Raw genomic sequence first — 26,308 nt, 5'->3', positions numbered from 1 at the left:
CTGACCAACGATAAAGACGGTCAAGCCGTAGCCTGGAGCAATACCGGTAGCGCGCTGGAGAGACTGCACCGTTATGATGAGGCTCTCACCGCTTATGGCACCGCGCGTGCTCTCGTCGAGCTGACCAACGATAAAGACGGTCAAGCCGTAGCCTGGAGCAATACCGGTAGCGCGCTGGAGAGACTGCACCGTTATGATGAGGCTCTCACCGCTTATGACACCGCGCGCACCCTCGCCGAACAAATCAACAACAAAGACAGTCAAGCCGCCGCGTGGAATGGAACCGGGCTCGCTCTTAGAGGCTTGTTTCGTTACGATGCGGCCATATCTGCTGGTTGGCGAGCAGTATCAATTTTCAAAGAACTCGGCGACTATACCTCTGCCGGAGAGGCGCTAGGCGAACTGGCGGAAACTCTTGGTGCAGCCGATGTCGACATCGTGAAGGTAAGTGAAGTTTGGCTACTCTCGGCTGATGCCTATAAAAAGGCGGGCGCGTCGGAAGAGGTGGCCCGCGTATACAAGAAGGTGAAGCAAGCCGAGTCGGGGCAGGTTCATGAGTGAAACAAGCGATATCTCGTAGACCTCATCTCATAATCTTTAGCGTCACTCGCAGGCCGAATTCAAGGTCGGCGGAACGGCTTTGGGCTGGAGTTTCAATGACCGAGTCAAGGCTGTGGCCGCCCTTCGCAAGTGAGGGCGGCGCCTCGTCCCGTAGGTCGTCTGTGCCTCAGCCGACGAAAGTCAGCCACGACGGCGGGCACGCCGACCGATCAGGTGCGCGTGTGTCTCGCTGCGGCCCCGTCGGCCTCAGCCACGCTGCTGACTTTGTGGCCTTGGGCTGAGTCAAGCCGTCTGCGTGATGGGCGGGGTGGGGGTGAAGGCCCGGTCGTCGCGTAGAAGAGCCCACAGCACACTGGTGCGGCGTCGTGCGAGGGCGATGATGGCCTGGACGTGTTTGCAGCCCTCGCCACGTTTCTTGAGGTAGTACTCCCGGTTGGGGCCGTCGTGGATGATGCTGGTCTGCGCGGAGAGGTAGAAGACTCTGCGTAGGCGGCGGCTGTAGCGCTTAGGGCGGTGCAGGTTGCCGGTGCGGCGGCCGGAATCGCGGGGAACGGGGACCAGTCCGGCGGCTGAGGCAAGGTGGCCGGCGTCAACGTAGGCGGTCTCAACCGCATGATCGGCCAGCTATACCACTGCCTTCAGAAGCGTGAACTCTTCGATGAGGAGTCCGCGTTTCCTGCAGCACCGCCCGGACTCACCGTCACCGAGGCGGCTTGACCGGCAGCAGTTCCCTCATTCCTTCCGGCAGCTCTGGGTCCTCGCGCCAAGCCGCGCTGATCGAGATCAGGGCCTCCCACGACGCCTCGGCGACGGGGCCGGGATGGCCTGTCCCGAGTTCGGCATACAGCCGACTGCACAGGTGAGACGTGACTTGGTAGAGGCTCTGGTTGACCTCCGCCACGCGGGCCAGATCAGATCCCGGCGCGTGCGGCGGCTCTCCGTTGATCCGGATCGTGGGCGCCGCGGCCGCGTATGTCCGTCCGTGGATGAAGTCCCGCAACGCGACTACCTGGTCCCACGTTGGCAAAGAGCCCTGGACAGAGGTCGATCCGGTCATGCGGCAAGGGTATCCGCGCGCTCGCCGCTGTTCGAGAGCGAGACCCGAGCCGCTTGACGGCATAGCAACGTGAGGTGTCTAAAGCCGTGGAGCCGACCGCCCCAGCCACGACGCACCCCTTCTCCGACGGCAAGTGGCTGATTGCTGTGCGCGCGGCACGGGCACCGGCCGGGCTGGAGCGGGGCGGAGACAGGAGCGCAGCCCGGCCGGGGGCCGGGCCGCGCGCGGGGAGCGGAGCGAGCCGCCTTGAAGCAGTAGAGAAAGTCTGAGCCAACTGGGCCGTCTGTTGCACAGGGCCGTCTGTTACAGCCTGAAGGACAGTTCCAGGTCGTCGCCGGGAAGGTGGAACTCCTCCAGGGCGAGGGGCTTCTCTGCCGCGGTCAGCGTCACGCGGATGATGTGGAGCAGAGGGACGCCTTCGGGAAGCCGGAGGGCCTGGGCTTGGTCCGGGAGTGGCATGCGCGTGCGGATGTATTCCGTGAAGTGGAGTTCGTGGCCCAGGTCGGCGAGCGCCGCGTAGAGGTCAGGGGCCGGCGGGGGCGCTTCCTCTTCGTACTTGGTGTCGACCAGTACGGAGAACGGCACGTAGGTGCGGTGGAGTTGGCGGAGGCGGCCGTTGTCGGCGGTCTGCAGCGCGTCGTAGGTGAACATCGGCTCGCCCGGCGGGATGCGCAGCAGGTCAGCGAGCGCGAGCGGGGCGTCCGTGCGCGTGGCTACGGGCGGTTCCGCGTTGGCCCATCGGATGCCGTCGGCGTCTACGTAGCCTCCGTCCGGGGTGCGGCGGACGCCGCGGGGGCGGGTGAGGCTAGGGCGGCTGTGGGGTGAGCGGGCGAAAGTGCCTCGGCCCATGATGACCTCGACGAGACCGGATGCCCGCAGCTCCGTGAGGCCCTGACGGACCGTGGGGCGCGTCACACCGAACTGCTTGGCCAATGACTCCTCGGAAGGGAGCGGCTGGCCGGCGGGGTACGTGCCGTTCAGGATGCCTTCGCGCAGGTAGTCGGCGATCTGCCGGTACTTCGGCTGCGTGTTCTGTGGCGGCATGCAGGCCCTCCGTGGCCGTGTTTCTGGGCAGCTTGCCCAACTTCTTGGACAGCGTCCCCCATCGCAGGGCGGTTGACAACCCGTACTACGGGTCGCAGTCTGGAGTCTGCACCCGTACTACGGGTTGTAAAGCAGCCCGAAGGATTGGCCTTCGGACGCAAGGGATGAGGAGTCCAGACAAGTGGCAAGCCTTCCGATCGACACCGCGAAGTTCACGGGGATCATCTGTGCCGTTCCCCCTGCTCCGCGGGTCGCCAACCGTGAGACCGGTCAGCTCCGCGTGGACCGGGACACGGGCAAGACCGTGTACCAAGTCGGCTTGTGCCTGATGGCGGGCGCATCGGCTGACGTCGTGACCGTGAACGTGCCGGGTGAGCCCAGCGGCGTGCAGCTCGGTATGCCGGTGGCCGTAAGGGACTTGGTCGCCACGCCGTGGGAGAACGAGGGGCGGCATGGAATCGCCTTCCGCGCGACGGAGATTCGGCCCCTGAACGCTCCGGCTCCGGCCGGGAAGGGGGCCGGGCAGTGACGATCCTGGCCTCCACCACCTCGGCCGGGACGACCTTGCCGAGCTGGTTCCTGGTGGTGGCCGCAGTGCTGGTGTCGGGCCTGTTTCTTGTAGGCCCGGCCCTGCGCTGCCGCTACCCCGTGACCTGGTGGCTCTTACTTGGGTTCCCGGTCGCATGCTGCCGTGTCATCCGTACGTGGCGGCCGCTGATGGCCGGGTGCGGCCTGGCCGTGAGCCGTCGTCCTGCCCTGACGGTGGTGTCCGGGCTCGTTGGCAAGGGTGCTCCGCCTCCTCAGCCGTTGGTGCCCCGGTTCGGGCTCATACGGCCCACTAGCGAGGGCTTCTGGCTGCTGGTGCGCCTTCTCCCGGGCCAGGTGCCGGAGCACTTCGTCAAGGCTGCGCCCGCCATGGCGGAAAACTGGGAGGTGCACGCGGTCCGCGTCACCCCCCGAAAGCCGGGAACCGTTCGGATCACGGCCTCGGTCACCGACCCGCTGGCCTTCCCTCGTATACCGAAGCAGCGTGGGCCTGCTCATCTCCTCCGCGTTGCTGTTGGTGCGCTGGAGACCGGTGCTGCGTGGGTGATTGATCTGCGGCGTGTGCCGCACTGGCTGATCGTCGGGGCCACTCGCTCCGGGAAGTCCACTCTGATCAATGCGCTCGTGGCGGGCCTGGCTCCGCAACCTGTCGCCCTGGTCGGCGTCGATTGCAAGGGCGGTATGGAGCTGTCGCTCTATGAGCCGCGGTTGTCGGCGCTCGCGACCAACCGTGAGCAGGCAGTCAAACTCCTGGCTGCACTAGTTGATCTCACTCTCGACCGCATGACCGTCTGCCGTGCGGCGCGTGTCCGGAACATCTGGGGTCTGCCGGAGCAGGATCGACCGGTCCCGGTAGTCGTCATCGTCGACGAGATCGCTGAGTTGTTCCTCGTCGCGAGTCGGAACGAGAAAGACGAAGCACAGGCGGCCGGTACGGCGCTGATCCGGCTTGCTCAACTCGGCGCGGCACTCGGAGTCTTCCTCGTCGTCGCCGGCCAGCGAGTCGGCTCCGACCTGGGGCCGGGCGTCACGGCCCTACGTGCCCAACTCGGCGGCCGGGTCTGCCACCGCGTTGCCGATCCCGGCACGGCGGCGATGGCTCTCGGGGACCTCAACCCGGATGCGCTCAAGGCAGCGCAAGCCATCACACCGGAACAAGCCGGTACCGCGGTACTGGCCTCCGGCGACGGCTGGGAACGTGCTCGCTCCCACCTCGTGACCGAAGCGGAGGCGGAAGCCATCGCGGCTGAGTTCGCGCACCTGACCCCGCACCTTCCCGAACTGCTGGACGCGAAGTGAAAGGGGACCACCGTGCTCGTGTCCGCCTCCGCGGTGCTGCTGCTGGGCCTGCTGATCTGGTTCCTGCTGCGCATCCGCTACCTGCGCTGGGCCGACCTGCTGCTCTGCGGAGCCTTCGGATTCCTGCTCGCCCGAACGATTGCCGCGCCCGTCGTGGCAACGGTTCTCGACGGAGTGGGCGCCTTTCTCGGAGAACTCCGATTCTGATCCATCCCGTACGACCCGAGCTGGACAAGGCCCGTACGACGGGCTCCCGACGGGGCGCGAAGTCGCCAAACCCGACCCCGTCAGGAACCCACTCCATCCGCCACGTGAGCAGTGAAAGGAGCACCCTCACTTTGTCCACCGCGCATCGTTCGCGCAAATCTCCTCCGCCCGAGTGCGAGCTGAGGGACAGGGAGCAGCCGACCTGCGTCGGCCGGGAACAGGTTGTTCTCGTCGGACTCGACGGCTTCGAACGCTGGCTCTGCCCGGCGCACGCTGCCGCTGTCTGGCTCACCGATCCGACACTTCGATTCAGTGCCAAGACGCGTCCTCAAGGGATCTCCGCCGTCATGTGGCAGGCGTTCGGCGGCGGTGGTTGTCAGTGACCTCGCCTGCTGCCACCCTCCCGAAGGGTGTCTCTGCGCTGATCGCCAGGGCTGCGGAACCGGAGTTCGCGGCCTGGCGGCGTCAGATCGTCCGCCTTGGCGGCTGCACGAATCCGATTCACCTCGTCGGCAACGCGACGGTCGTCGACTCGTCGACCGGGGAGGCCCTGCTCTCGTACGGCTCGGATGTCTACGGCGGTCGGCTGCTCACCGCATGCGGCAACCGCAGGGCAACGGTCTGCCCGACCTGCGCCCGCGTCTATCAGTCGGACACGTACCAACTGATCCGTGCCGGACTTATCGGCGGCAAGAACGTGGGAGAGGAGGTCGGCGAGCACCCTCGGGTGTTCGCCACCCTCACCGCTCCCGGCTTCGGTCCTGTTCATACCCGCCGCGAACGCGACGGCCGGGTACGAGCATGCCGACCCCGTAAGGCGGGGGCCACCTGCCCGCACGGCTCGCCTGCCGGTTGCCACGCACGGCACACGGACGACGACCCGCGGCTCGGTGAACCGCTCTGTCCTCGCTGCTACGACTACGCCGGAGCCGTGCTCTGGCAAGCACACTCCGGCCGACTCTGGCACCGCTTCGCTCTGGAACTGCGCCGTGAGATCGCCAGGAGGGTCGGGCTCTCACGGGGTGAGTTCGCCGAGAGGGTTCGGCTGTCGTACGCCAAAGTCGCCGAATATCAGCGTCGCGGGCTGGTCCACTTCCATGCCGTCATCCGCCTCGATGGACCGGAGGGGCCGGCCTCGACTCCGCCCGGCTGGGCGACGACTGCTCTGCTGTCGGATGCTGCGCACAGTGCAGTCGAGAACGTGAGTCTCAACGCTCCCGGTCGGGAGGTCGTCGGGGCGCGTGCGCTGCGATTCGGCGAGCAGATCGACGTACGTCCTATCTCCGCCTTCGGAACGGGGGAGCGGCTGACCTCGGCGGCCGTAGCCGGTTACATCGCCAAGTACGCGACGAAGGGAGCCGAGACCGCCGGCGCGGTAGACGGCCGTATTCACAGGGCGCGGGACCTGGTCCTGTTGCCCGTACGCCCTCACGTGCTTCGCATGATCGGTACGTGCTGGTGGCTCGGAGGTTTGCCTGACTTCGAACCGCTCGGCTTGCGGCGCTGGGCGCACATGCTCGGCTACGGCGGCCACTTCTCCAGCAAATCGCGTCGCTACTCCACCACCCTGACCGCACTCCGGCGGGCCCGCGCAGAACATCGTGCGGTGGAGCAGCGAACGGCCCTCGGCATCGGCCCGCGGCCAGTCTTCACGGTCGGTCAGTGGCGCTACGCCGGGCGCGGCTACTCGCCGGAGGCGGCGCTCCTGGCTGCCTCGGTGCGGGAGGGCGGTGCTTCCCATGGCGCGTGACACCCGTGCGAAGCCGGCCGAGCTCCTCACCGTGCGGCAGGTGCTCGACGAACTGGGCGGCATCTCCCGACGCACCTTCTACCGCTGGCGGGAGCTCCGCATCGCCCCCGCCTGCATACGGCTACCGAACGGTGAGCTGCGAGTCCGGCGTGACGTGCTCAACGACTGGTTGGAGGAACGGGCGGAGGGGGTGGCCTCATGAAGTCGTACAAGGTCGTCATCTGGAAGCTGAGCATCAACCGTTCCGCGAAGAAGCCGACGTACCTCGTCCGCTGGTCCGTTGACGGCGAGCCGTTCCACGAGTCGCACAAGACGAAGGCGCTCGCGGACCGCTTCCGGGCCAAGCTCCTTCGCGCCGCCGACAAGGGCGAACCGTTCGACACCGTCACCGGTCTACCCGACTCGCTTCGCGGGGGAAAGGCGGCGTTGTCGTTCCTCGACCTGGCGCGGAAGTACGTGGAAGCGCGCTGGGCCGAAGCGTCCGCGAAGCAACGCGACAGCATGACCGATGCTCTGGCGACGGTCGTTCCTCTCCTCGTCAAACCGGGGCGGGGGCGGCCCGTTCCTGAGGTGCTGCGGCGGGCGCTGCGCTCGTATGTCCTGCCGGTCAACCGCAGAGAGCGGGAGCGACCGGACGAGATCGCGGCGGCCGTACGGTGGATCGACAAGGCCTCTCTTCCAGTGGGGGAGTTGCAGGAGATCGCCCGTGTTCATGGGTTGATCGACGGGTTGGGGCGGAGGCTGGACGGTAAGCTTGCGGCCACCCAGACGTACCGGCGTCGGCGGGCGGTGGTCTTCAACGCGCTGGAATTCGCAGTCGAGTTGGAGTACCTCACGTCCAACCCGATGAGCCGGGTGCGACGTAAACGGGGCAAGCGGGCTGTGCAGGAGGTGGACCGTCGGGTGGTCGTCAACCCTCGGCAGGCTCGGGAGCTGCTGACCGCGCTCACCTACGTGGGTGGCTACGACCGTGCGAGCGGTCGGCGACTGCGGGCGTTCTTCGGGTGCCTGTACTACGCGGCCATGCGGCCGGGGGAGGCGCTGGGACTCCGCCGCTCCGACTGCACACTTCCGGCTTCCGGCTGGGGGCGTATCGAGCTGACGGAGACCCGTCCTACGGCTGGGAAGGCGTGGACGGATTCCGGGGAAGCGCATGATCGGCGTGGCCTGAAGCAGCGGGCACAAGGCGAGGTGCGCATCGTGCCGATTCCGCCCCCGTTGGTGCGGCTGCTCCGCGAGCACCTGGAGGAGTTCGGCACGGCGGAGGACGGGCGCCTGTTCTCCAGTGAGCGGGGCAACGTGATCGCTGCCTCGTCGTACTCGCGGGCGTGGAAGCAGGCTCGTGAACTGGCGCTCGTCCCGGATCAGGCGGCCTCGGTCCTGGCCTTCCGGCCGTACGACCTACGTCACGCGGGCGTCTCCCAGTGGCTCAACTCCGGAGTGCCTGCGCCAGAGGTCGCTGCTCGCGCCGGCCACTCGGTGGACGTCCTGCTGAAGATTTACGCCAAGTGCATCGACGGCCAGGAACAGGAGATGAACGACCGGATCATGCAGGGGCTCCGGGAGGACTCAGCGGACTGACACAACGACCTGATCAGATACGGGAGCCCCGGACTGACAGCGGTCCGGGGCTTCGGCCTGCCGCGGTGAGTACCCTCCTGGGCTGTACGGCCGGAGAACGATCCGGCCAGGTCCGATTGAGGAGACACCATGGCACCCGAGCCCATTAGTACGCCTACAGAGACCCGTGTTCGCCTGAAGGACGCTAGCGAAGCCGTCCTTACACTCGCGGACGTCGCTGTCGCTGCCCTGCATACGCCCGAAGACGAGAACTACGACGTGCTTGCGGTGGTCGGCGGGAAGAACGTTCCCGCACTCGTGCTCGTGCGGAATGCGCTGAAGGGTCGGGACCCGGCGAACACCAACGTCGCCGAGATGGCTCTGCATGATCTCGGGTTCAGCATCCTTGTGAGGCGCCGGTTTGACAACGCCACCGGTGAGCCGGTGCGACTGACCCGTGATCAGATCAACAACTCGTCGATCTGATCTCGAATGACGTCTCCGACATGATCGATCGAAGGCCGAGCCGCGAGCTGCGAGCGGTCCGGGGCTCCGGCCTGTCCACAGGTGGTCCACACGGCTACGCTCAGAACCTCGCTGATCGCCTTCTCACCTGCCGCGAAGCCCATCAAGATCATTACGTCGCCATTACGTGATCACTGGCAAACGGCTGCTTTCGGCGGCATGTGCCTGCGCATACGCGAAGACCCCGTTCTCAGCGAAACCGCTGATGGCGGGGTCTTTGGGCACCTCATACAAGGTGCCCCCGGCAGGATTCGAACCTGCGCACACGGCTCCGGAGGCCGTTGCTCTATCCCCTGAGCTACGGGGGCGTGTCGGGCGCGGTGTTCGCGGCGACGGGTAGAACCCTACCAGCTCTTTCGTGGGGGGCTGGCATGGGTTTATGTGGGGGCGGGGCGGTGTTCGGGGGAGGGGGAGTGGAGGCGTCCGCGAGGGGCGTCCTTGGGGTGGTCGGGACCCCCGCACGGGGGTGGAAGTGGGGAAAACCCGGACGGCGCGGTGGGCTCGGACCTACTCTCGAGTTGTGCCAGGCGCGTCCGGTCGGGTGCTTGTTGTGGACGACAACAAGGTCATCCGGCAGCTGATCAGGGTCAACCTCGAGCTGGAGGGCATCGAGGTCGTGACCGCGGCCGACGGTGCCGAATGCCTGGACGTCGTGCATCACGTGCGGCCCGATGTGGTGACCCTGGATGTGGTCATGCCTCGGCTCGACGGGTTGCGTACCGCCGCCCGGCTGCGTGCCGACCCCCGGACCCGGAATCTTCCCCTCGCCATCGTCAGTGCCTGTACGCAGTACGAGGTCGAGAGCGGACTGGACGTCGGCGTTGACGCCTTCCTTGCCAAGCCCTTTGAACCTGCCGAACTCGTGCGACTCGTACGGGAGTTGATGGAGCGGCGGGGGAGCGGGAGCGGGGCCGGTGGTGGCGGTGCTTTTGGCGGGGAGGCGTTCGGGCCCGATGAGCTGGGCGCCGAGGAGCTCGGGGCCGAGGAGGCCCAGCGCGCCGGTCATTGAGCGGGCGCCGCGCCGCTGAGGGGTGAGGAGCCGACGGTGGTCTGCCCTGCGGGCACGTGCCCGCCCGTGTGCCGGTGATCGGTGATCCGTGATGGGCGATTGGTGTTGCGTGAGAGGGGGAGGGGTCGTCGCCCGGATGCGGTCGTCGTGCGGCTAGGGCCCTACTTCGCCGGTGTCCCCGCACTCCGTCCGGGTTGTCGTACCCCCTACCCCGTCCACGTCGTTCCCGGTACTCCGACACCACGGTCGACACTCGACGACGTGGACGGTCATTCCCCCTCGCCAGTGAGAACACCTTGCCCTCCGTACTCCGTCCACATCCCGGACCCTTGCTAAACAGAGTCGCCTACCCACCCCCCTCCTCCCCTACGCTTGTCCCGTGACCCCCGTCGAGCTCTCCCGCACCGTGCTGCGCGCGGTGCGTCGTGCCGTGGACGAGGGTGAGCTGAGTGTGGTCGTGCCGGTGCGGGCGGTGGTGACGCCGCCGGGGCCGGGCGGGTGTGGGGACTACGCCACGAACATCGCGTTGCAGTTGGCGCGGCCCGCCGGGCGGCCGGCACGGCAGGTCGCGGAGATCCTGCGGCCCCACCTCACCCGCAGCGAAGGTGTCGCCGACGTCGCGATCACCGGGCCGGGGTTCCTCAACATTCGGCTGGGGGGTGGCGCGGGCGCCTCTCTCGTACGGGAGATCCAGCGCCGACGTGACGCCTATGGGCACGGCGACGTCCTCGCCGGGCAGATCGTCCCGCTCCGGGTCCCGTACGACATCCGAGCCGAAGTCGTCGCCGACACGCTCGTACGGATCGTAGCCACCCAGGGCGGCCGTGCGGAGGTGCACCACATCCATCCCTCGCGTGCCGAGTCGGCGGCCCCCGACCTCTCGCGTGCCGAGCCCGCAGGCACCGACCTCTCGCAGGCCAAGTCAGCGGGTGCCGAGCCCCCACACATCAACGCGCCGCAGGCCGATCCCTCGCGTCCCCGCCGCCCGCGTCCCCACCATCCCCACCCCCAGATCACAACCCTCCGCCCCACCCCCGCCCCCGAAGACCCCACCCCCCTCGGCCCCGACGCCGCGCGGTGGGCCCTGCTGCACCCCGCGTCCCACGATCGGCCGCGGATCAGCGCCGATCACCTGCTTCAGCGGGAGAGCAACCCCCTCTTCCGGGTCCGGTATGCCCACGCCCGCACCCGGGCCCTCACCCGTAACGCCGCCGCGCTCGGCTGCACCGGCGACCCCGGTGACGTACCCGAAGACGTACCCGGCGGCGACGAGCTCGTCGGGACGCTCGCCGGGTATCCGGCCGTGCTGACGCAGGCGGCCCTGCACCGCGCGCCCGACCGGCTCGCCCGGCACCTCGTCACCACCGCCGACGCCCTCCTCGCCTTCCAGCACACCGTGCTGCCGCTCGGCGACGAGAAACCCTCGGCCGCCCACCGCGCCCGGCTCGCGCTCGCCGAAGCCGCCGGGACGGTGCTGGCCGGCGGCCTGTCCCTGCTCGGTATCAGCGCCCCTGACTATCTGTGACCGTCTGTGAGAGAAAAATGAGCCGTTCCGCACACCCCGCCGGGCCCCGTCACGCCGATGTCCTCACCGAGAGCCACTACAGCGCCCCGCCCGCCGACCTCAACGCCCTCGACCCCAAGGTCTGGGCGCACACCGTCAGCCGTACGGACGACGGCGTCCTCCGTGTCGGTGGGATGGAAGTCACCCGGCTCGCCGAGGAGTTCGGCACCCCCGCCTACTTCATCGACGAGGCCGACTTCCGCGATCGTGCCCGTGCCTGGCGGACCGCCTTCGGGCACGACGCCGATGTCTTCTACGCCGGGAAGGCCTTCCTCTCGCGCGCCGTCGTGCGGTGGCTGCACGAGGAGGGGCTCAACCTCGACGTGTGCTCCGGCGGTGAGCTCGCCACCGCCCTCTCCGCCGGGATGCCCGCCGACCGCATCGCCTTCCACGGGAACAACAAGTCCGAGGAAGAGATCACCACCGCCATCGTGAGCGGGGTCGGGCGGATCGTTCTCGACTCCTTCCAGGAGATCGTCCGCGTCGCCCACATCGCGCAGTCCCTCGGCAAGCGGCAGCGGGTGCAGATCCGCGTGACCGTAGGGGTCGAGGCGCACACCCACGAGTTCATCGCCACCGCCCACGAGGACCAGAAGTTCGGGATCGCGCTGGCCGACGGGCAGGCCGCGGAGGCGGTGCGGCGGGCGCTCGCGCTCGACGGGCTCGAGCTCGTGGGCATCCATTCGCACATCGGTTCGCAGATCTTCGACATGGCCGGGTTCGAGGTCGCCGCCCGGCGGGTGGTGTCGCTGCTGGCCGCCGTTCGTGACGAGCACGGGGTCGAGCTGCCCGAGATCGACCTCGGTGGTGGTCTCGGCATCGCGTACACGAGTGACGACGATCCCCGCGAGCCGCACGAGATCGCGAAGGCGCTGGGCGAGATCGTCACGCGGGAGTGCGAGGCCGCGAAGCTGCGGACGCCTCGGATCTCGGTGGAGCCGGGGCGGGCCATCGTCGGGCCCACCGCCTTCACGCTCTACGAGGTCGGCACCATCAAGCCGCTCGAAGGGCTGCGGACGTACGTCTCCGTCGACGGGGGCATGTCCGACAACATCCGGACCGCGCTGTACGACGCCGAGTACAGCGTCGCCCTCGTCTCGCGTACGTCCGACGCCGAGCCCATGCTCGTCCGTGTCGTCGGCAAGCACTGCGAGAGTGGCGACATCGTGGTCAAGGACGCCTTCCTGCCCTCCGACCTGGCCCCCGGCGATCTCATCGCCGTACCCGCCACGGGTGCCTACTGCCGGTCCATGGCCAGCAACTACAACCACGCCCTGCGCCCGCCGGTCGTCGCCGTGCGCGACGGTGAGGCACGGGTGATCGTGCGCCGGGAGACGGAGGAGGACCTCCTGCGTCTCGACGTGGGATGACCGGCCGGTCGAGGGAGGAATGACCGAGGCTGGTCGAGGTCGGGACGACCGGGTGGTCGAGGCCGGGACGACCGGCTGGGCGAGGTCGGAAGGGACGGTCGGCGCAGGTGGAAGATCTCCTGTCGCCGACTGTCGGAAAAATGAAATAGATGTCTCACGATCCGGACCAGGGATAGAAACTCCCGTCCGGTGAGTGAGACTGGTCCAACCGTAGACGGTATGAGGAAACGAGGTCGGATGATGCGTACGCGTCCGCTGAAGGTGGCGCTGCTGGGCTGTGGGGTTGTCGGCTCAGAGGTGGCGCGCATCATGACGACGCACGCCGACGACCTTGCGGCCAGGATCGGGGCCCCCGTCGAGCTGGCGGGCGTGGCCGTCCGCCGGCCCTCCAAGGTGCGCGAGGGCATCGATCCCGAACTCGTCACCACCGACGCCACCGCCCTCGTCAAACGCGGGGACATCGACGTCGTCGTCGAGGTCATCGGCGGTATCGAGCCCGCCCGCTCCCTCATCACCACCGCCTTCGAGCACGGCGCCTCCGTCGTCTCCGCCAACAAGGCGCTCCTCGCCCAGGACGGGGCAGCCCTGCACGCGGCGGCGGAGGCGAACAACCGGGACCTCTACTACGAGGCCGCCGTCGCCGGCGCCATCCCGCTGATCCGGCCGCTGCGCGAGTCCCTCGCCGGTGACAAGATCAACCGCGTGATGGGGATCGTCAACGGGACGACGAACTTCATCCTCGACAAGATGGACTCCACCGGGGCCGGCTATCAGGAAGCCCTCGACGAGGCCACCGCGCTCGGGTACGCCGAAGCCGACCCGACCGCCGACGTCGAGGCGTTCGACGCGGCCGCCAAGGCCGCCATCCTCGCCGGAATCGCCTTCCACACGCGTGTGCGCCTCGACGACGTGTACCGCGAGGGCATGACCGAGGTCACCGCCGCCGACTTCGCCTCGGCGAAGGAGATGGGCTGCACCATCAAGCTGCTCGCCATCTGTGAGCGGGCGGCGGATGGGGGATCGGTGACGGCGCGTGTGCATCCGGCGATGATTCCGCTGAGCCACCCCCTCGCCTCCGTGCGCGGCGCGTACAACGCGGTGTTCGTCGAGTCGGATGCCGCCGGGCAGCTCATGTTCTACGGGCCGGGCGCCGGCGGCGCCCCGACCGCTTCCGCCGTGCTCGGTGACCTCGTCGCCGTCTGCCGCAACAAGCTCAGCGGTGCGACCGGGCCCGGCGACTCCGCGTACACCCAGTTGCCCGTCTCGCCCATGGGCGAGGTCGTGACGCGCTACCACATCAGCCTCGACGTGGCGGACAAACCTGGTGTTCTCGCCCAGGTGGCCACCGTTTTCGCCGAGCACGGCGTATCGATCGATACGGTGCGCCAGCAAGGACGACAAGACGGAGGCGGCGAGGCCTCTCTCGTCGTCGTCACCCATCGAGCGTCCGACGCGTCCCTGAACGGGACCGTGCAGGCGCTGCGCAGCCTCGACACCGTGCGGGGTGTCGCCAGCATCATGCGGGTTGAAGGAGAGTAACCAGCAATGACCCACCAGTGGCGCGGAATCATCGAGGAGTACCGGGACCGGCTTCCGGTGTCCGACAGCACGCCGGTCGTGACGCTCCGTGAGGGCGGTACGCCGCTCGTGCCCGCGCAGGTGCTCTCCGAGCGCACGGGCTGCGAGGTCCACCTGAAGGTGGAGGGCGCCAATCCGACCGGGTCCTTCAAGGACCGCGGTATGACCATGGCCATCACCCGGGCCAAGGAGGAGGGCGCGAAGGCTGTCATCTGCGCCTCCACCGGCAATACGTCCGCCTCCGCCGCCGCGTACGCCGTGCGTGCGGGCATGGTGTGTGCCGTGCTCGTCCCGCAGGGCAAGATCGCCATCGGCAAGATGGGTCAGGCCCTCGTGCACGGGGCGAAGATCCTCCAGGTCGACGGCAACTTCGACGACTGCCTGACGCTCGCGCGCTCGCTGTCCGACAACTACCCGGTGGCGCTGGTCAATTCGGTCAACCCGGTGCGCATCGAGGGGCAGAAGACCGCCGCCTTCGAGATCGTGGACATGCTCGGCGACGCGCCCGACATCCACGTCCTGCCGGTGGGCAACGCGGGCAACATCACCGCGTACTGGAAGGGCTACACGGAGTACGCCGCCGACGGCATCGCCGGGCACACCCCGCGCATGTGGGGCTTCCAGGCCTCCGGTTCCGCGCCCATCGTGCGCGGCGAGGTCGTCAAGGACCCGTCGACGATCGCCACGGCGATCCGCATCGGCAACCCGGCCTCGTGGAAGTTCGCGCTGGCCGCGCGGGACGAGTCCGGCGGCTTCATCGACGAGGTGACGGACCGTGAGATCCTGCGCGCCTACCGGCTGTTGGCCGCGCAGGAGGGTGTTTTCGTCGAGCCCGCGTCCGCCGCGTCGGTCGCCGGTCTGCTGAAGGCCGCCGAGCAGGGCAAGGTCGACCCCGGCCAGCGGATCGTCTGCACGGTCACTGGAAACGGGCTCAAGGATCCGGATTGGGCCGTTGCGGGCGCCCCGCAGCCGGTTACCGTTCCTGTGGACGCGGCCGCGGCGGCGGAGCGGCTCGGACTGGCGTAAAGCGGAGCGGCTCGGACTGGCGTAAAGCCGCCTGGCGCACATCCGCCAAAAGCCGTCGGGGCCTGTCAGAGGCCATCAGCGGCGGGCGAATTTCGCCAGAAGTTGGCGAAATCCGGCCGCCGCCAAGGTCACCCCTACCGCAACCCGACAGGGGGTGCACGGGGGGCTTACGACACGCATCGTGCGCCTCCTGTGCGCCCTATGTCGCCACAGAACCTTCCTTCGATAGGCTGTACCGAACCCGCCCGCCGCATATGCCGCGGTGCCGCGCCGTCAGTGCAGTCAGGACAGTCACTGCGGTCTCCGGGTCTTCCGTACGTATCGCAGTCCCTCTCGCAGTTCATCAGAGTTCATCCGAAACACTCAGTTCCTCTCGCAGCACATCGAAAATCTCGTACATCACGCAGCTCAAGGAGAGTCATCGAGCGATGGCCGGTCCAGCGTTCCGCGCCGCCGCCGTCCGGGTGCGCGTCCCCGCCACCAGCGCCAACCTCGGGCCGGGCTTCGACGCCTTCGGCCTGTCACTGGGGCTGTACGACGATGTGGTCGTCCGGGTGGCCGACTCCGGGCTGCACATCGACATCGCAGGTGAGGGCAGCGAGACGCTGCCCCGCGACGAGAACCACCTCCTCGTACGCTCCCTGCGCACCGCCTTCGATCTGCTGGGCGGACAACCGCGCGGCCTCGAGATCGTCTGCGCCAATCGCATTCCGCACGGACGGGGTCTCGGCTCCTCCTCGGCCGCCATCTGCGCCGGAATCGTCGCCGCGCGCGCCGTGACCATAGGCGGCGACAGCAAACTCGACGACACCGCGCTTCTTGAACTCGCCACCGAGATCGAGGGCCATCCCGACAATGTCGCGGCATGTCTGCTGGGTGGATTCACGCTCTCCTGGATGGAGGCCGGAGCCGCGCGGGCGATCAGGATGGACCCCGCCGATTCCATCGTTCCGGTGGTTTTCGTTCCCGGAAAACCGGTTCTCACCGAGACCGCGCGTGGTCTGCTGCCGCGCACCGTTCCGCACGTCGACGCCGCCGCCAACGCGGGCCGGGCCGCACTGCTCGTCGAGGCCCTCAGCCGGCGCCCCGAGCTGCTGCTGCCCGCCACCGAGGACCGGCTGCACCAGGAGTACCGCGCCCCGGCCATGCCGGAGAGCGCGGCGCTGGTGGAGCGGCTGCGGGCCGACGGCATCCCCGCGGTGATCTCCGGCGCGGGCCCCACTGTCCTCGCGCTGGCCGACGAGGAATCCGCCGACAAGGTCGCTCATCTCGCAGGTCAGGGCTGGGCCGCCAATCGGCTGGACCTCGACGAGGCGGGGGCGTGCGTCCTGCCGCTCGCCCCGGCGGGCGTCCATTGACAGCGCGCGGTTGCCGGATTTGGAGAGGGGGAATGTTTGTTGGATCCGGTAGTGTTAACCTCAAGTCTGCACCCGACCCCACCATGGCGAGGTGCTTCGTGTCCCCGTCCGGGACAACCATTCTTCCGGGAGCCTCCCAAACTGCTTTGTGCCATGCATTGGGTGCTATGCGCTGAGCAGTGCTGAGCACGCTCCGGAACCGGCGTGACCGTGCCGATGACACCGCAATTCAGTGCCACGGCTCCGGAATCGTCATCACCAGATATGTCTTCCGCCTCTTTGGCGGACCACCGCCCCGGCACGGTCCACACAGCAAGGACCAATGCCGGACAGCACAACCGGTCGCCGAGCCAGACAGGCCGACGTCCGCTCCAGGGAAGGACCCTTCGTGAGCGACACCACCGATCTGATGGGCGCACGTGTCGAGGAGACCGCTGCCGCGCCCGCCACGGACGCCTCTGCCGCGCCTGCCTCCGGTGCCGGCTCCCGGCGGCGCCGCGGTACCGGCCTCGAGGGCATGGTGCTGGCCGAGCTGCAGCAGGTCGCGTCCGGCCTCGGTATCAGGGGCACCGCGCGGATGCGCAAGAGCCAGCTGATCGAGGTCATCAAGGAGGCGCAGGCGGGCGGGGGTGCCCCGGCGAAGACCGCCGAGGCCGCCACCGAGACCAAGCCGAAGCGCCGGGCCACCTCCAAGGCCCGTACCGGCGACGACGCTGCTCCGGCCGCCGAGAAGAAGGCCGCCGAGAAGCCCGCGGCCGAGAAGGCCGTGGCCCAGCAGCAGATCGAGATCCCCGGCCAGCCGGCCAGCGACGACGCCCCCGCGGGTGAGCGCCGCCGTCGCCGTGCCGTGGCCGAGGCCGGCAGCCCCGAGACGGTCACCGCCGAGGCGAAGAGCGAGCCGAAGGCCGCCGTCGTCGAGGCCCCCGCCGAGACCAGGACCGATGCCGGTGACGGCGTCGACGGTCGGCAGGGCCGCCGGGACCGCCGTGACCGCGGCGAGCGTGGCGACCGCGAGCGGGGCGGCCGTGACCGTGACCGCCGCGGTGGCAAGGGCGACGAGCAGCAGGGCCAGGGGCAGGGCCAGGGCCAGGGCGGCGCCGGCCAGCAGCGCCAGGACCGGCAGGACCGTCAGCAGCAGGGCGGCGGCCGTCAGGACCGCCAGGACCGCCAGCAGCGTGACAACGGCCCGCAGGACGACGACGACTTCGAGGGCGGCCGCCGCGGCCGTCGCGGGCGCTACCGCGACCGTCGGGGCCGTCGTGGCCGCGACGAGTTCGCCGCCAACGAGCCGCAGCTCGCCGACGACGACGTCCTGATCCCCGTCGCGGGCATCCTGGACATCCTCGACAACTACGCGTTCATCCGTACGTCCGGCTACCTGCCGGGCCCGAACGACGTGTACGTCTCCCTCGCCCAGGTCCGCAAGAACGGCCTGCGCAAGGGTGACCACGTCACGGGCGCGGTCCGTCAGCCCAAGGACGGCGAGCGCCGCGAGAAGTTCAACGCGCTGGTGCGCCTGGACTCGACCAACGGCATGGCCCCCGACTCCGGGCGCGGGCGACCGGAGTTCAACAAGCTGACGCCCCTTTACCCGCAGGACCGCCTCCGTCTGGAGACGGACCCGGGCGTGCTGACGACCCGCATCATCGACCTCGTCGCGCCGATCGGCAAGGGCCAGCGTGGTCTGATCGTGGCCCCGCCGAAGACCGGCAAGACCATGATCATGCAGGCGATCGCCAACGCGATCACACACAACAACCCCGAGTGCCACCTGATGGTCGTCCTGGTCGACGAGCGTCCGGAAGAGGTCACCGACATGCAGCGGTCGGTGAAGGGCGAGGTCATCTCCTCGACCTTCGACCGCCCGGCCGAGGACCACACCACGGTCGCCGAGCTCGCCATCGAGCGTGCCAAGCGCCTCGTGGAGCTGGGCCACGACGTCGTCGTCCTGCTCGACTCGATCACGCGTCTGGGCCGTGCGTACAACCTCGCCGCCCCGGCCTCCGGCCGCATCCTGTCCGGTGGTGTCGACTCGACGGCCCTCTACCCGCCGAAGCGCTTCTTCGGTGCCGCGCGCAACATCGAGGACGGCGGTTCGCTGACCATCCTCGCGACCGCGCTCGTCGACACCGGGTCCCGCATGGACGAGGTGATCTTCGAGGAGTTCAAGGGCACCGGCAACGCCGAACTCAAGCTCGACCGGAAGCTCGCCGACAAGCGCATCTTCCCGGCGGTGGACGTCGACGCGTCCGGTACCCGTAAGGAAGAGATCCTGCTCGGCAGCGACGAGCTCGCCATCACCTGGAAGCTGCGTCGCGTGCTGCACGCGCTCGACCAGCAGCAGGCGATCGAGCTGCTGCTCGACAAGATGAAGCAGACGAAGTCGAACGCCGAGTTCCTGCTGCAGATCCAGAAGACGACGCCGATGCCGGGCAACGACTGACGACATCCGCACAGCTGAGGGCCGCTCCCGGTGACGGGGGCGGCCCTTTGTGCTGCCTGGGACACATGTACGATCGCGCTCTCTTTCAACGTATGAGTCTCAGGGGGGACTTGAGTGGATACGTCCATGTCCGGGCGCGGTCGTCACAGACGCCGGATACGCATCGCCGTGCCCGTCGCGGCGGCCACCCTGGCGGCGGCCGTCGGGGGTGCGCTCCTGATGTCGTCGGCGAACGCCGCCACCGCGCAGTCGGCTCCGCTCGCCAGGACGACCGGCACCTCGCCGAGTCTGGCCACGCTGGAGAAGCGGATCGCCAGGGCCATCGCGAGTGACGGCACGGCCGGACAGTCGACGACGAAGTCCTCTCCGAGCACGAGCACGAGCATCGACGCGAGCACGGGTACGGGTACAGGTGCAGGTACGGGTACGGGTACGGGCAAGACCGCGACCGTCGGCACGAGCACGAGCACGAGCACGAGCGCGAACACGAGCAGCGCCTCCGTCGATCCGAAGATCATCGGCGGCACCACGACCACCATCACCACCGCCCCGTGGATGGCCCAGCTCTTGTACTCCGACGACAAGGGCACCAGCAGCACCAGCGACGACGTCGGCTTCTTCTGCGCCGGCTCCGTCGTCTCGCCGACGAAGATCCTCACCGCCGCGCACTGCGTCAAGGGCTACGACTGGAAGGCCCACGGCGCCGTCGTGACCGGCACCTCGCAGCTTCCCTCGGCAGGCGGAACCGATCTGCACGGCGGCACCGCCACCCCCGTCCTGCGGCAGTGGAACCACCCCTCCTACAACGCGTCGACCATTAACAACGACATCGCGGTCCTCACGCTGGACGGGCCCGTCAAGGCCAAGTCGATCCGGATGACGACGTCGGGCGACACCGCCTCGTACGCCTCCGGCACCAAGGCGACGCTCTACGGCTGGGGCCGCACCTCCTCCGCCACCCAGGACATCTCCGAGACCCTGAAGACGGCCACGCTGCCCATCAAGTCGGACGCCACGTGCGGCGGCTACTACGGCGGCGAGTTCATCAAGGGCCACATGGTCTGCGCGGGCAACCCGGCGACCGGCAGCGACACCGGCACCACCTCGGCCTGCAACGGCGACTCCGGCGGCCCGCTGATCGTGGGCGGCCGCATCGTGGGCGTCGTCTCCTGGGGCGTGGTGGACTGCGTGGAGAAGGGCGCGTACAGCGTCTTCACCAAGGTCAGCTCGTACGTCGGTGCCGCCTACCCGCGCGTCGACGACACGAACCTGAGCGGTGACCACAAGGCCGACCTGTTCGTCCGCAACTCGTCCACCAAGACGCTGTACGAGAAGGACTCCAACGGCACCTCGTTCGGGGCCCGGCAGTCGTGGGGCGGCTGGAGCACGTCGAACGTCGTCCTGCAGAGCGACCTCGACCGGGACGGCTACCAGGACGTCGTCGAGCGCCGCACCTCCAACGGCGACATCCACTGGTGGCACTACCTGCCGTCCACGGGCAAGTGGGCCGACACCAAGCTCTTCAGCGACTGGAAGACCCGCACCCGCGTCGTCGCCCCGGGCGACGTCACCGGTGACGCCCTGCCCGATCTGCTCTCGGTCGACTCCGGCGGCGTCCTGTGGATCTACCCGGGCAAGGGCAACGGCACCTTCTCGGCCCGCGTCAAGGTGAGCTCCGGCTGGAACCAGTACAACTCCCTGCGCGCCCACGGCGACTTCACCGGCGACGGCAAGGCCGACCTGATCGCGCGCAGCAAGACCGGCTCGTACGTCTACCTCTTCAAGGGCACCGGCAAGGCGGGCTCCGGCGCGTTCTCCAGCCGGATCAAGGTGCGCACCTGGGCCGGCTACAACGCCTTCGACGCGGTGGGCGACGTGACCGGTGACGGCAAGGCCGACTTCCTGGCTCGTACGCCCGCCGGCACGCTCTACCTCTACCCCGGTACCGGCAAGGCGACCAGTGAGATCTTTGCCACAGCCATCAAGATCGGCACTGATTTCAAGCAGTACGACATCTTCGGCTGAAGCCGCAGGTGAGCGGGGTTTCCCCGAACTCGCCCGTCACGCACTGTGCCCATCGCGCCACGCGGTGGGCGCAGTGCGTTGTGCAACCCTTGCCCGAGTTTCCCCGTCTGACCGTACGGAGCGACCATGAGGCACCACATGGCGCACCGGCCCGGGATTGGCCCTGAAAACAGGGGGTAACCGACCGCAACGAGGACAAGAGGAGCACATGCCTGCCGAGAGCATGCCGGAACCCGGCACCCCGGGTGATCCCGGAACGAGCGCCCCGCTTCGCCGCGCGAAGGGCAGCCGCCGCAAGCCGCGCAGCACGCGAAGCAAGGCCCTGTTCATCACGGCCTGGACCGCCGCGGGCATCGTGGTGCTGGGGGGCGCCGGCGCCGGGTACGTGTACTTCAAGCTCAACGGCAACATCAAGACCGTCGACATCAACCAGGCCCTCGGTACCGACCGGCCGCTGAAGGTCGACAACGGCTCCGAGAACATCCTGGTCCTGGGCTCCGACACCCGCTCCGGCAGCAACAAGGACCTCGGCGGCGGCACCGACGACGGCAGCGCCCGCTCGGACACGGCGATGATCGTGCACATATACGAGGGCCACAAGAAGGCCAGCGTGGTCTCCATACCCCGCGACACCCTCGTCCCGCGCCCCTCCTGCACCGACGCCAAGGGCGTCACCCACGACGCCGCGACCAGCGTGATGTTCAACTCCGCGTACTCCACCGGCGGGGCCGCCTGCGCGGTGAAGACCGTCGAATCCATGTCCGGTATCCGCATGGACCACTACATCGAGGTCGACTTCAGCGGCTTCCAGAAGCTCATCGACGACCTCGGCGGTGTTCGGGTGACCACCACCAAGAACATCAAGGACCCCGACAGTCATCTGAACCTGACCGCCGGCACGCACACCCTCGACGGACAGCAGGCGCTCGGCCTCGTCCGCACCCGGCACGGCGTCGGCGACGGCTCCGACCTCGGCCGCATCCAGCTCCAGCAGGCGTTCATCAAGGCCCTGGTCAACCAGGTCAAGCACATCGGCGTGCTGTCCAGCCCCACCAAGCTGTACGACCTCGCCGACACCGCGACCAAGACCGTCACGACCGACTCCGACCTCGGCACGGTCAAGAACCTCGCGTCCTTCGCCAACGGCCTCAAGGGCATCAGCTCGTCGAACATGAACATGGTGACGATGCCGGTCCAGTACGACAGCGCGGACGCCAACCGCGTCCTCGTCGACAAGGCCAAGGCGAAGCTGGTGTGGACCGCCCTGAAGAACGACCGGACGATCCCGAAGGCGGCCACGAAGGGCACGGCCACGGGCACCGCGAAGGGCGTCGTCAGTTCGAGCTGAGCCGGTACCCAGGCCCCGCGGGGGCCCGTACGAGCCCCGTACGCAGGCTCGGGAATAGATCGCCCAAGCCCCCGGTTTTGGGGGATGGCGCCAGTCCTGGCAGACTGGTACGTCGGCTCCGGTTCACGCACCCGCATCCCGCGGTGGCGACCCGGCGCCCTCCCGAAACTAGGAGACACCTTGAAGCGCGACATCCACCCCGAGTACGTCGAGACGCAGGTCAGCTGCACCTGTGGCGCGTCGTTCACCACCCGTAGCACGATCTCCAGCGGCTCCATCCGCGCCGAGGTCTGCTCCGAGTGCCACCCGTTCTACACGGGCAAGCAGAAGATCCTCGACACCGGTGGCCGCGTGGCCCGCTTCGAGGCCCGCTTCGGCAAGGCTGCCGCTGCCAAGAAGTAGCGAGCCCACAGCGCCGGTCTTCGGCGTCCCCGGCACGGGGGCGCCGGGACCGGCGCTTTGCGGTGCAGCCCCCACATTCGTCTTACCTACGTCCCTGAGCCCATGATGGAGCTGGGGACAGTCCATTGGAGCCGGAGATGTTCGAGGCGGTCGAGGAACTCATCGGCGAGCACGCCGATCTGGAGAAGAAGCTCGCTGACCCGTCGGTCCACGCCGACCAGGCCAACGCGCGCAAGCTGAACAAGCGCTACGCCGAGCTGACCCCGATCGTCGCGACGTACCGCTCCTGGAAGCAGACCGGGGACGACATCGGCACGGCGAAGGAGTTCGCCGCCGACGACCCCGACTTCGCGGCCGAGGTCAAGGAGCTGGAGAAGCAGCGCGAGGAGCTCACCGAGAAGCTCCGCCTGCTGCTGGTCCCGCGCGACCCCAGCGACGACAAGGACGTCATCCTCGAGATCAAGGCGGGCGCGGGCGGCGACGAGTCGGCCCTGTTCGCCGGCGACCTGCTGCGCATGTATCTGCGCTACGCCGAGCGCGTCGGCTGGAAGACCGAGATCATCGACTCCACCGAGTCCGAGCTCGGCGGCTACAAGGACGTCCAGGTCGCCGTGAAGACCAAGGGCGGCCAGGGTGCCACCGAGCCTGGTCAGGGTGTCTGGGCGCGCCTGAAGTACGAGGGCGGGGTGCACCGCGTGCAGCGGGTGCCCTCGACCGAGTCGCAGGGCCGTATCCACACCTCCGCGGCCGGTGTGCTGGTCACGCCCGAGGCCGAGGAGGTCGACGTCGAGATCCACGCGAACGACCTGCGCATCGACGTCTACCGCTCGTCGGGCCCCGGCGGCCAGTCCGTCAACACGACCGACTCCGCGGTGCGCATCACGCACATTCCGACCGGAGTCGTCGCCTCCTGTCAGAACGAGAAGAGCCAACTGCAGAACAAGGAGCAGGCGATGCGTATCCTGCGCTCCAGGCTCCTCGCCGCGGCGCAGGAGGAAGCGGAGCGTGAGGCCGCGGACGCCCGCCGCAGCCAGGTCCGCACCGTCGACCGCTCCGAGAAGATCCGTACGTACAACTTCCCGGAGAACCGCATCTCGGACCACCGCGTCGGATTCAAGGCGTACAACTTGGACCAGGTGCTCGACGGGGACCTCGACGCGATGATCCAGGCGTGCGTCGACGCCGACTCGGCCGCGAAGCTCGCGGCCGCGTAAGGCGGAACGGCGGACGGCCGAACGGCGCAACGGCCGGACGGCCGGCCGCAGCTTTGTGAGGCCGTACCTGTAAGCCCTGCTCGTCAAGCCGTACGACAACAGCTCAGCCCCGGAGGACCAGCGTGAACCTGCTGCTCGCGGAAGTGGCCCAGGCCACCCAGCGGCTGGCCGACGCCGGCGTGCCCTCGCCGCGCAACGACGCGGAGGAGCTCGCCGCCTTCGTGCACGGCGTGAAGCGGGGCGAGCTGCACACCGTCAAGGACGTGGACTTCGACGCCCGCTACTGGGAGGTGACCGCGCGCCGCGAGGCCCGCGAGCCGCTCCAGCACATCACCGGCCACGCCTACTTCCGCTATCTGGAACTCCAGGTGGGCCCAGGGGTGTTCGTCCCGCGTCCGGAGACGGAGTCCGTCGTCGGCTGGGCCATAGACGCCGTCCGCGCGATGGATGTCGTCGAGCCGCTGATCGTCGACCTGTGCACCGGCTCGGGCGCCATCGCGCTCGCGCTCGCGCAGGAGGTCCCGCGCTCCCGTGTACACGCCGTGGAGCTGTCCGAGGACGCCCTCCAGTGGACGCGCAAGAACGTCGAGGGGTCCAGGGTCGACCTGCGTCAGGGAGACGCCCTGGAGGCCTTCAGGGACCTCGACGGCCAGGTGGACCTGGTGATCTCCAACCCGCCGTACATCCCGCTCACGGAATGGGAGTACGTGGCGCCGGAGGCCCGGGACTACGATCCCGAACTCGCCCTGTTCTCGGGCGAGGACGGACTGGACCTCATCCGTGGCATCGAGCGCACCGCGCACCGGCTGCTGCGCCCCGGCGGTGTCGTCGTCATCGAGCACGCCGACACCCAGGGCGGGCAGGTGCCGTGGATCTTCACCGAGGAGCGGGGCTGGGCCGACGCGGCCGATCACCCGGACCTCAACAACCGGCCGCGGTTCGCGACCGCCCGCAAGGCGATGCCGTGAGCGCGCGCATCGTGACCCCCAGCCAGCAGTACGTGTACGAGGAGGCCCGCTAAATGGCACGGCGATACGACACCAACGACGCGACCGACCGCATCACCGGTCTGCGTGAGGCCGCGTCCGCCGTCCGCCGTGGCGAGCTGGTGGTCCTCCCGACGGACACGGTGTACGGCATCGGCGCCGACGCGTTCACCTCGGAAGCCGTCGCCGACCTCCTTGAGGCCAAGGGCCGGGGCCGCAACATGCCCACCCCTGTCCTCATCGGCTCCCCGAACACCCTGCACGGTCTCGTCACGGACTTCTCCGAGATGGCCTGGGAGCTCGTCGACGCGTTCTGGCCGGGTGCGCTCACCCTCGTCGCCAAGCACCAGCCGTCCCTGCAGTGGGACTTGGGGGACACCCGGGGCACGGTGGCCATCCGTATGCCGCTGCACCCGGTCGCCATCGAACTGCTGACGGAGGTCGGCCCGATGGCCGTCTCCTCCGCGAACCTCACGGGCCACCCGGCGCCGGAGGACTGTGACGCCGCGCAGGAGATGCTCGGCGACTCCGTCTCCGTTTACCTGGACGGCGGTCCGACCCCCGGCAACGTTCCCTCCTCGATCGTCGACGTCACCGGCAAGGTGCCGGTCCTGCTGCGTGCGGGTGCCCTGTCGGCGGAGGAGCTCCGGAAGGTCGTACCCGACCTCGAGGTGGCGAATTGACAGCCCCTGACGCGGGGCGTGGCATAGGCACGGGGATCACGGGGACCAATGGGTCCCCCAGGGGGTCCTTCCGCATCCTCCACGTCAGCACCGGCAACGTGTGCCGCTCGCCGATCACCGAGCGGCTGACCCGCCATGCCCTCGCGGACCGGCTGGGCGACCCCCTGTGGGGCGGACTCATCGTCGAGAGCGCCGGCACCTGGGGGCATGAGGGCGCCCCCATGGAGGCCAACGCCGAGACGGTCCTCGCGGACTTCGGCGCGGACCCCTCGGGCTTCGTCGGCCGCGAGCTCCTCGACGACCATGTCATCAGGGCCGACCTGGTCCTCACCGCGACCCGCGACCATCGCGCCCAGGTCATCTCCATGGGCCACTCCGCGGGCCTGCGCACCTTCACCCTGAAGGAGTTCACCAGGCTGGTCCGCGCCATAGACCCGGCGACCCTCCCGCCCCTGGAGGACGGTGTGGTGGAGCGTGCCCGTGCCCTGGTGCGGGCTGCCGCCGCTCTACGCGGGTGGCTGCTGGCTCCGACGGCGGAGGCGGACGAGGTCTTCGACCCGTACGGCGCGCCGCTGCCGTTCTTCCGCTCGATCGGCGACGAGATCAACGAGGCACTGGATCCGGTGGTGACGGCGCTGACGGGGGTGCGCGCGGGAGCCTGATCCGCCCCGCGGTGCGAGGGGCGCGTCGGGGACGGGCCGGCGCTGACGGGGGTGCGGGCGCGCGTAGGTCGTTGTGGGCGTTTTCTCGTGG

At 68.7% G+C, this 26,308-nt stretch carries 24 protein-coding genes, 1 tRNA gene and 1 pseudogene; 22 read left to right on the top strand and 4 right to left on the bottom strand.

Annotation, left to right across the window (positions count from 1 at the left end):
* The coding region (locus ACIRA5_RS39870; RefSeq protein ID WP_403699396.1) for a tetratricopeptide repeat protein at positions 1-561 on the top strand (561 nt) is incomplete at its 5' end.
* Positions 562-843: 282 nt separating this feature from the next.
* Here the strand turns inward: ACIRA5_RS39870 and ACIRA5_RS39865 are convergent.
* The 3 genes and pseudogenes from ACIRA5_RS39865 to ACIRA5_RS39855 form a co-directional block, all read right to left on the bottom strand.
* Positions 844-1,161: pseudogene (locus ACIRA5_RS39865) on the bottom strand (transposase); the annotation flags it as partial.
* Between the two features lie 100 nt (positions 1,162-1,261).
* Positions 1,262-1,618 carry a hypothetical protein gene (locus ACIRA5_RS39860; RefSeq protein WP_403699394.1) on the bottom strand — a complete coding sequence of 119 codons (357 nt, stop codon included), beginning with the start codon at positions 1,616-1,618 and terminating at the stop codon, positions 1,262-1,264.
* Positions 1,619-1,921: 303 nt separating this feature from the next.
* Entirely contained in the window at positions 1,922-2,662 is a 741-nt protein-coding gene (locus ACIRA5_RS39855; RefSeq protein WP_403699392.1) for a GntR family transcriptional regulator, read from the bottom strand.
* Between the two features lie 181 nt (positions 2,663-2,843).
* Here ACIRA5_RS39855 and ACIRA5_RS39850 point away from each other — a divergent pair, with 181 nt between their 5' ends.
* The 7 genes from ACIRA5_RS39850 to ACIRA5_RS39820 all read left to right on the top strand — a co-directional run bounded on the left by ACIRA5_RS39850 (position 2,844) and on the right by ACIRA5_RS39820 (position 8,510).
* The gene (locus ACIRA5_RS39850) at positions 2,844-3,191 is read left to right on the top strand and encodes a hypothetical protein (RefSeq protein ID WP_266941297.1); all 348 of its coding nucleotides are present in this window, start codon (positions 2,844-2,846) and stop codon (positions 3,189-3,191) included.
* The gene (locus tag ACIRA5_RS39845; protein ID WP_403699390.1) at positions 3,188-4,507 is read left to right on the top strand and encodes an FtsK/SpoIIIE domain-containing protein; all 1,320 of its coding nucleotides are present in this window, start codon (positions 3,188-3,190) and stop codon (positions 4,505-4,507) included. The genes ACIRA5_RS39850 and ACIRA5_RS39845 overlap by 4 nt, the downstream gene beginning before the upstream one ends.
* A 12-nt stretch (positions 4,508-4,519) precedes the next feature.
* Entirely contained in the window at positions 4,520-4,714 is a 195-nt protein-coding gene (locus tag ACIRA5_RS39840) for a hypothetical protein (RefSeq protein WP_351701390.1), read from the top strand.
* 379 nt (positions 4,715-5,093) lie between these two features.
* Complete coding sequence (locus ACIRA5_RS39835) at positions 5,094-6,464, top strand: replication initiator (protein ID WP_403699388.1); 1,371 nt, start codon at positions 5,094-5,096, stop codon at positions 6,462-6,464.
* On the top strand, positions 6,454-6,666 hold the full coding sequence (locus tag ACIRA5_RS39830; protein WP_266941302.1) for an AlpA family transcriptional regulator: 213 nt from the start codon (positions 6,454-6,456) through the stop codon (positions 6,664-6,666). Before ACIRA5_RS39835 ends, ACIRA5_RS39830 begins: the two co-directional genes overlap by 11 nt.
* Positions 6,663-8,045, top strand: a complete 1,383-nt coding sequence (locus ACIRA5_RS39825) for a tyrosine-type recombinase/integrase (protein WP_403699386.1) — start codon at positions 6,663-6,665, stop codon at positions 8,043-8,045. Before ACIRA5_RS39830 ends, ACIRA5_RS39825 begins: the two co-directional genes overlap by 4 nt.
* 129 nt (positions 8,046-8,174) lie before the next feature.
* Positions 8,175-8,510, top strand: coding sequence for a hypothetical protein (locus ACIRA5_RS39820; RefSeq protein WP_355436547.1), 336 nt, complete (start codon positions 8,175-8,177; stop codon positions 8,508-8,510).
* Positions 8,511-8,785: 275 nt separating this feature from the next.
* Here ACIRA5_RS39820 and ACIRA5_RS39815 read toward each other — a convergent pair.
* Positions 8,786-8,857 (bottom strand) — tRNA-Arg (locus ACIRA5_RS39815).
* A 233-nt stretch (positions 8,858-9,090) separates the two neighbouring features.
* Here ACIRA5_RS39815 and ACIRA5_RS39810 point away from each other — a divergent pair.
* The 14 genes from ACIRA5_RS39810 (at position 9,091) to ACIRA5_RS39745 (ending at position 26,217) form a co-directional block, all read left to right on the top strand.
* Positions 9,091-9,558, top strand: a complete 468-nt coding sequence (locus ACIRA5_RS39810) for a response regulator (protein ID WP_403699644.1) — start codon at positions 9,091-9,093, stop codon at positions 9,556-9,558.
* A 379-nt stretch (positions 9,559-9,937) separates the two neighbouring features.
* Positions 9,938-11,083: an ArgS-related anticodon-binding protein NrtL gene (gene nrtL / locus ACIRA5_RS39805; RefSeq protein ID WP_403699384.1), complete on the top strand. Its 1,146-nt coding sequence runs from the start codon at positions 9,938-9,940 to the stop codon at positions 11,081-11,083.
* Positions 11,084-11,100: 17 nt separating this feature from the next.
* Entirely contained in the window at positions 11,101-12,492 is a 1,392-nt protein-coding gene (lysA, locus tag ACIRA5_RS39800) for a diaminopimelate decarboxylase (protein ID WP_403699382.1), read from the top strand.
* Positions 12,493-12,732: 240 nt separating this feature from the next.
* A complete protein-coding gene (locus tag ACIRA5_RS39795; RefSeq protein ID WP_352052755.1) occupies positions 12,733-14,031 on the top strand; it encodes a homoserine dehydrogenase in 1,299 nt (432 codons plus the stop codon).
* A 6-nt stretch (positions 14,032-14,037) separates the two neighbouring features.
* Complete coding sequence (gene thrC / locus ACIRA5_RS39790) at positions 14,038-15,096, top strand: threonine synthase (protein ID WP_067368991.1); 1,059 nt, start codon at positions 14,038-14,040, stop codon at positions 15,094-15,096.
* A 428-nt stretch (positions 15,097-15,524) separates the two neighbouring features.
* A complete protein-coding gene (gene thrB, locus ACIRA5_RS39785) occupies positions 15,525-16,454 on the top strand; it encodes a homoserine kinase (protein ID WP_054233236.1) in 930 nt (309 codons plus the stop codon).
* A 388-nt stretch (positions 16,455-16,842) separates the two neighbouring features.
* Positions 16,843-18,897 carry a transcription termination factor Rho gene (gene rho / locus ACIRA5_RS39780; protein ID WP_403699379.1) on the top strand — a complete coding sequence of 685 codons (2,055 nt, stop codon included), beginning with the start codon at positions 16,843-16,845 and terminating at the stop codon, positions 18,895-18,897.
* A 126-nt stretch (positions 18,898-19,023) separates the two neighbouring features.
* Positions 19,024-20,922 carry a trypsin-like serine protease gene (locus tag ACIRA5_RS39775; RefSeq protein WP_403699377.1) on the top strand — a complete coding sequence of 633 codons (1,899 nt, stop codon included), beginning with the start codon at positions 19,024-19,026 and terminating at the stop codon, positions 20,920-20,922.
* A 208-nt stretch (positions 20,923-21,130) separates the two neighbouring features.
* On the top strand, positions 21,131-22,270 hold the full coding sequence (locus ACIRA5_RS39770) for an LCP family protein (protein ID WP_403699375.1): 1,140 nt from the start codon (positions 21,131-21,133) through the stop codon (positions 22,268-22,270).
* 180 nt (positions 22,271-22,450) lie between these two features.
* Entirely contained in the window at positions 22,451-22,672 is a 222-nt protein-coding gene (gene rpmE / locus ACIRA5_RS39765) for a 50S ribosomal protein L31 (protein WP_033323852.1), read from the top strand.
* A gap of 137 nt (positions 22,673-22,809) precedes the next feature.
* Positions 22,810-23,886 (top strand): peptide chain release factor 1, encoded by a 1,077-nt coding sequence (gene prfA / locus ACIRA5_RS39760; RefSeq protein WP_054233261.1) that lies wholly within the window; start codon positions 22,810-22,812, stop codon positions 23,884-23,886.
* A 122-nt stretch (positions 23,887-24,008) separates the two neighbouring features.
* Positions 24,009-24,854, top strand: a complete 846-nt coding sequence (gene prmC / locus ACIRA5_RS39755; protein ID WP_054233232.1) for a peptide chain release factor N(5)-glutamine methyltransferase — start codon at positions 24,009-24,011, stop codon at positions 24,852-24,854.
* Positions 24,855-24,907: 53 nt separating this feature from the next.
* Entirely contained in the window at positions 24,908-25,555 is a 648-nt protein-coding gene (locus tag ACIRA5_RS39750; protein WP_054233231.1) for an L-threonylcarbamoyladenylate synthase, read from the top strand.
* Positions 25,552-26,217 carry a protein-tyrosine-phosphatase gene (locus ACIRA5_RS39745; RefSeq protein ID WP_403699371.1) on the top strand — a complete coding sequence of 222 codons (666 nt, stop codon included), beginning with the start codon at positions 25,552-25,554 and terminating at the stop codon, positions 26,215-26,217. Before ACIRA5_RS39750 ends, ACIRA5_RS39745 begins: the two co-directional genes overlap by 4 nt.
* Positions 26,218-26,308: the final 91 nt, after the last annotated feature.

This window comes from Streptomyces sp. NPDC096311 (assembly GCF_044763085.1).
GTDB lineage: Bacteria > Actinomycetota > Actinomycetes > Streptomycetales > Streptomycetaceae > Streptomyces.
Note: the sequence above shows the minus strand (reverse complement) of the source record. Positions and strands in the feature narration are given on the sequence as shown.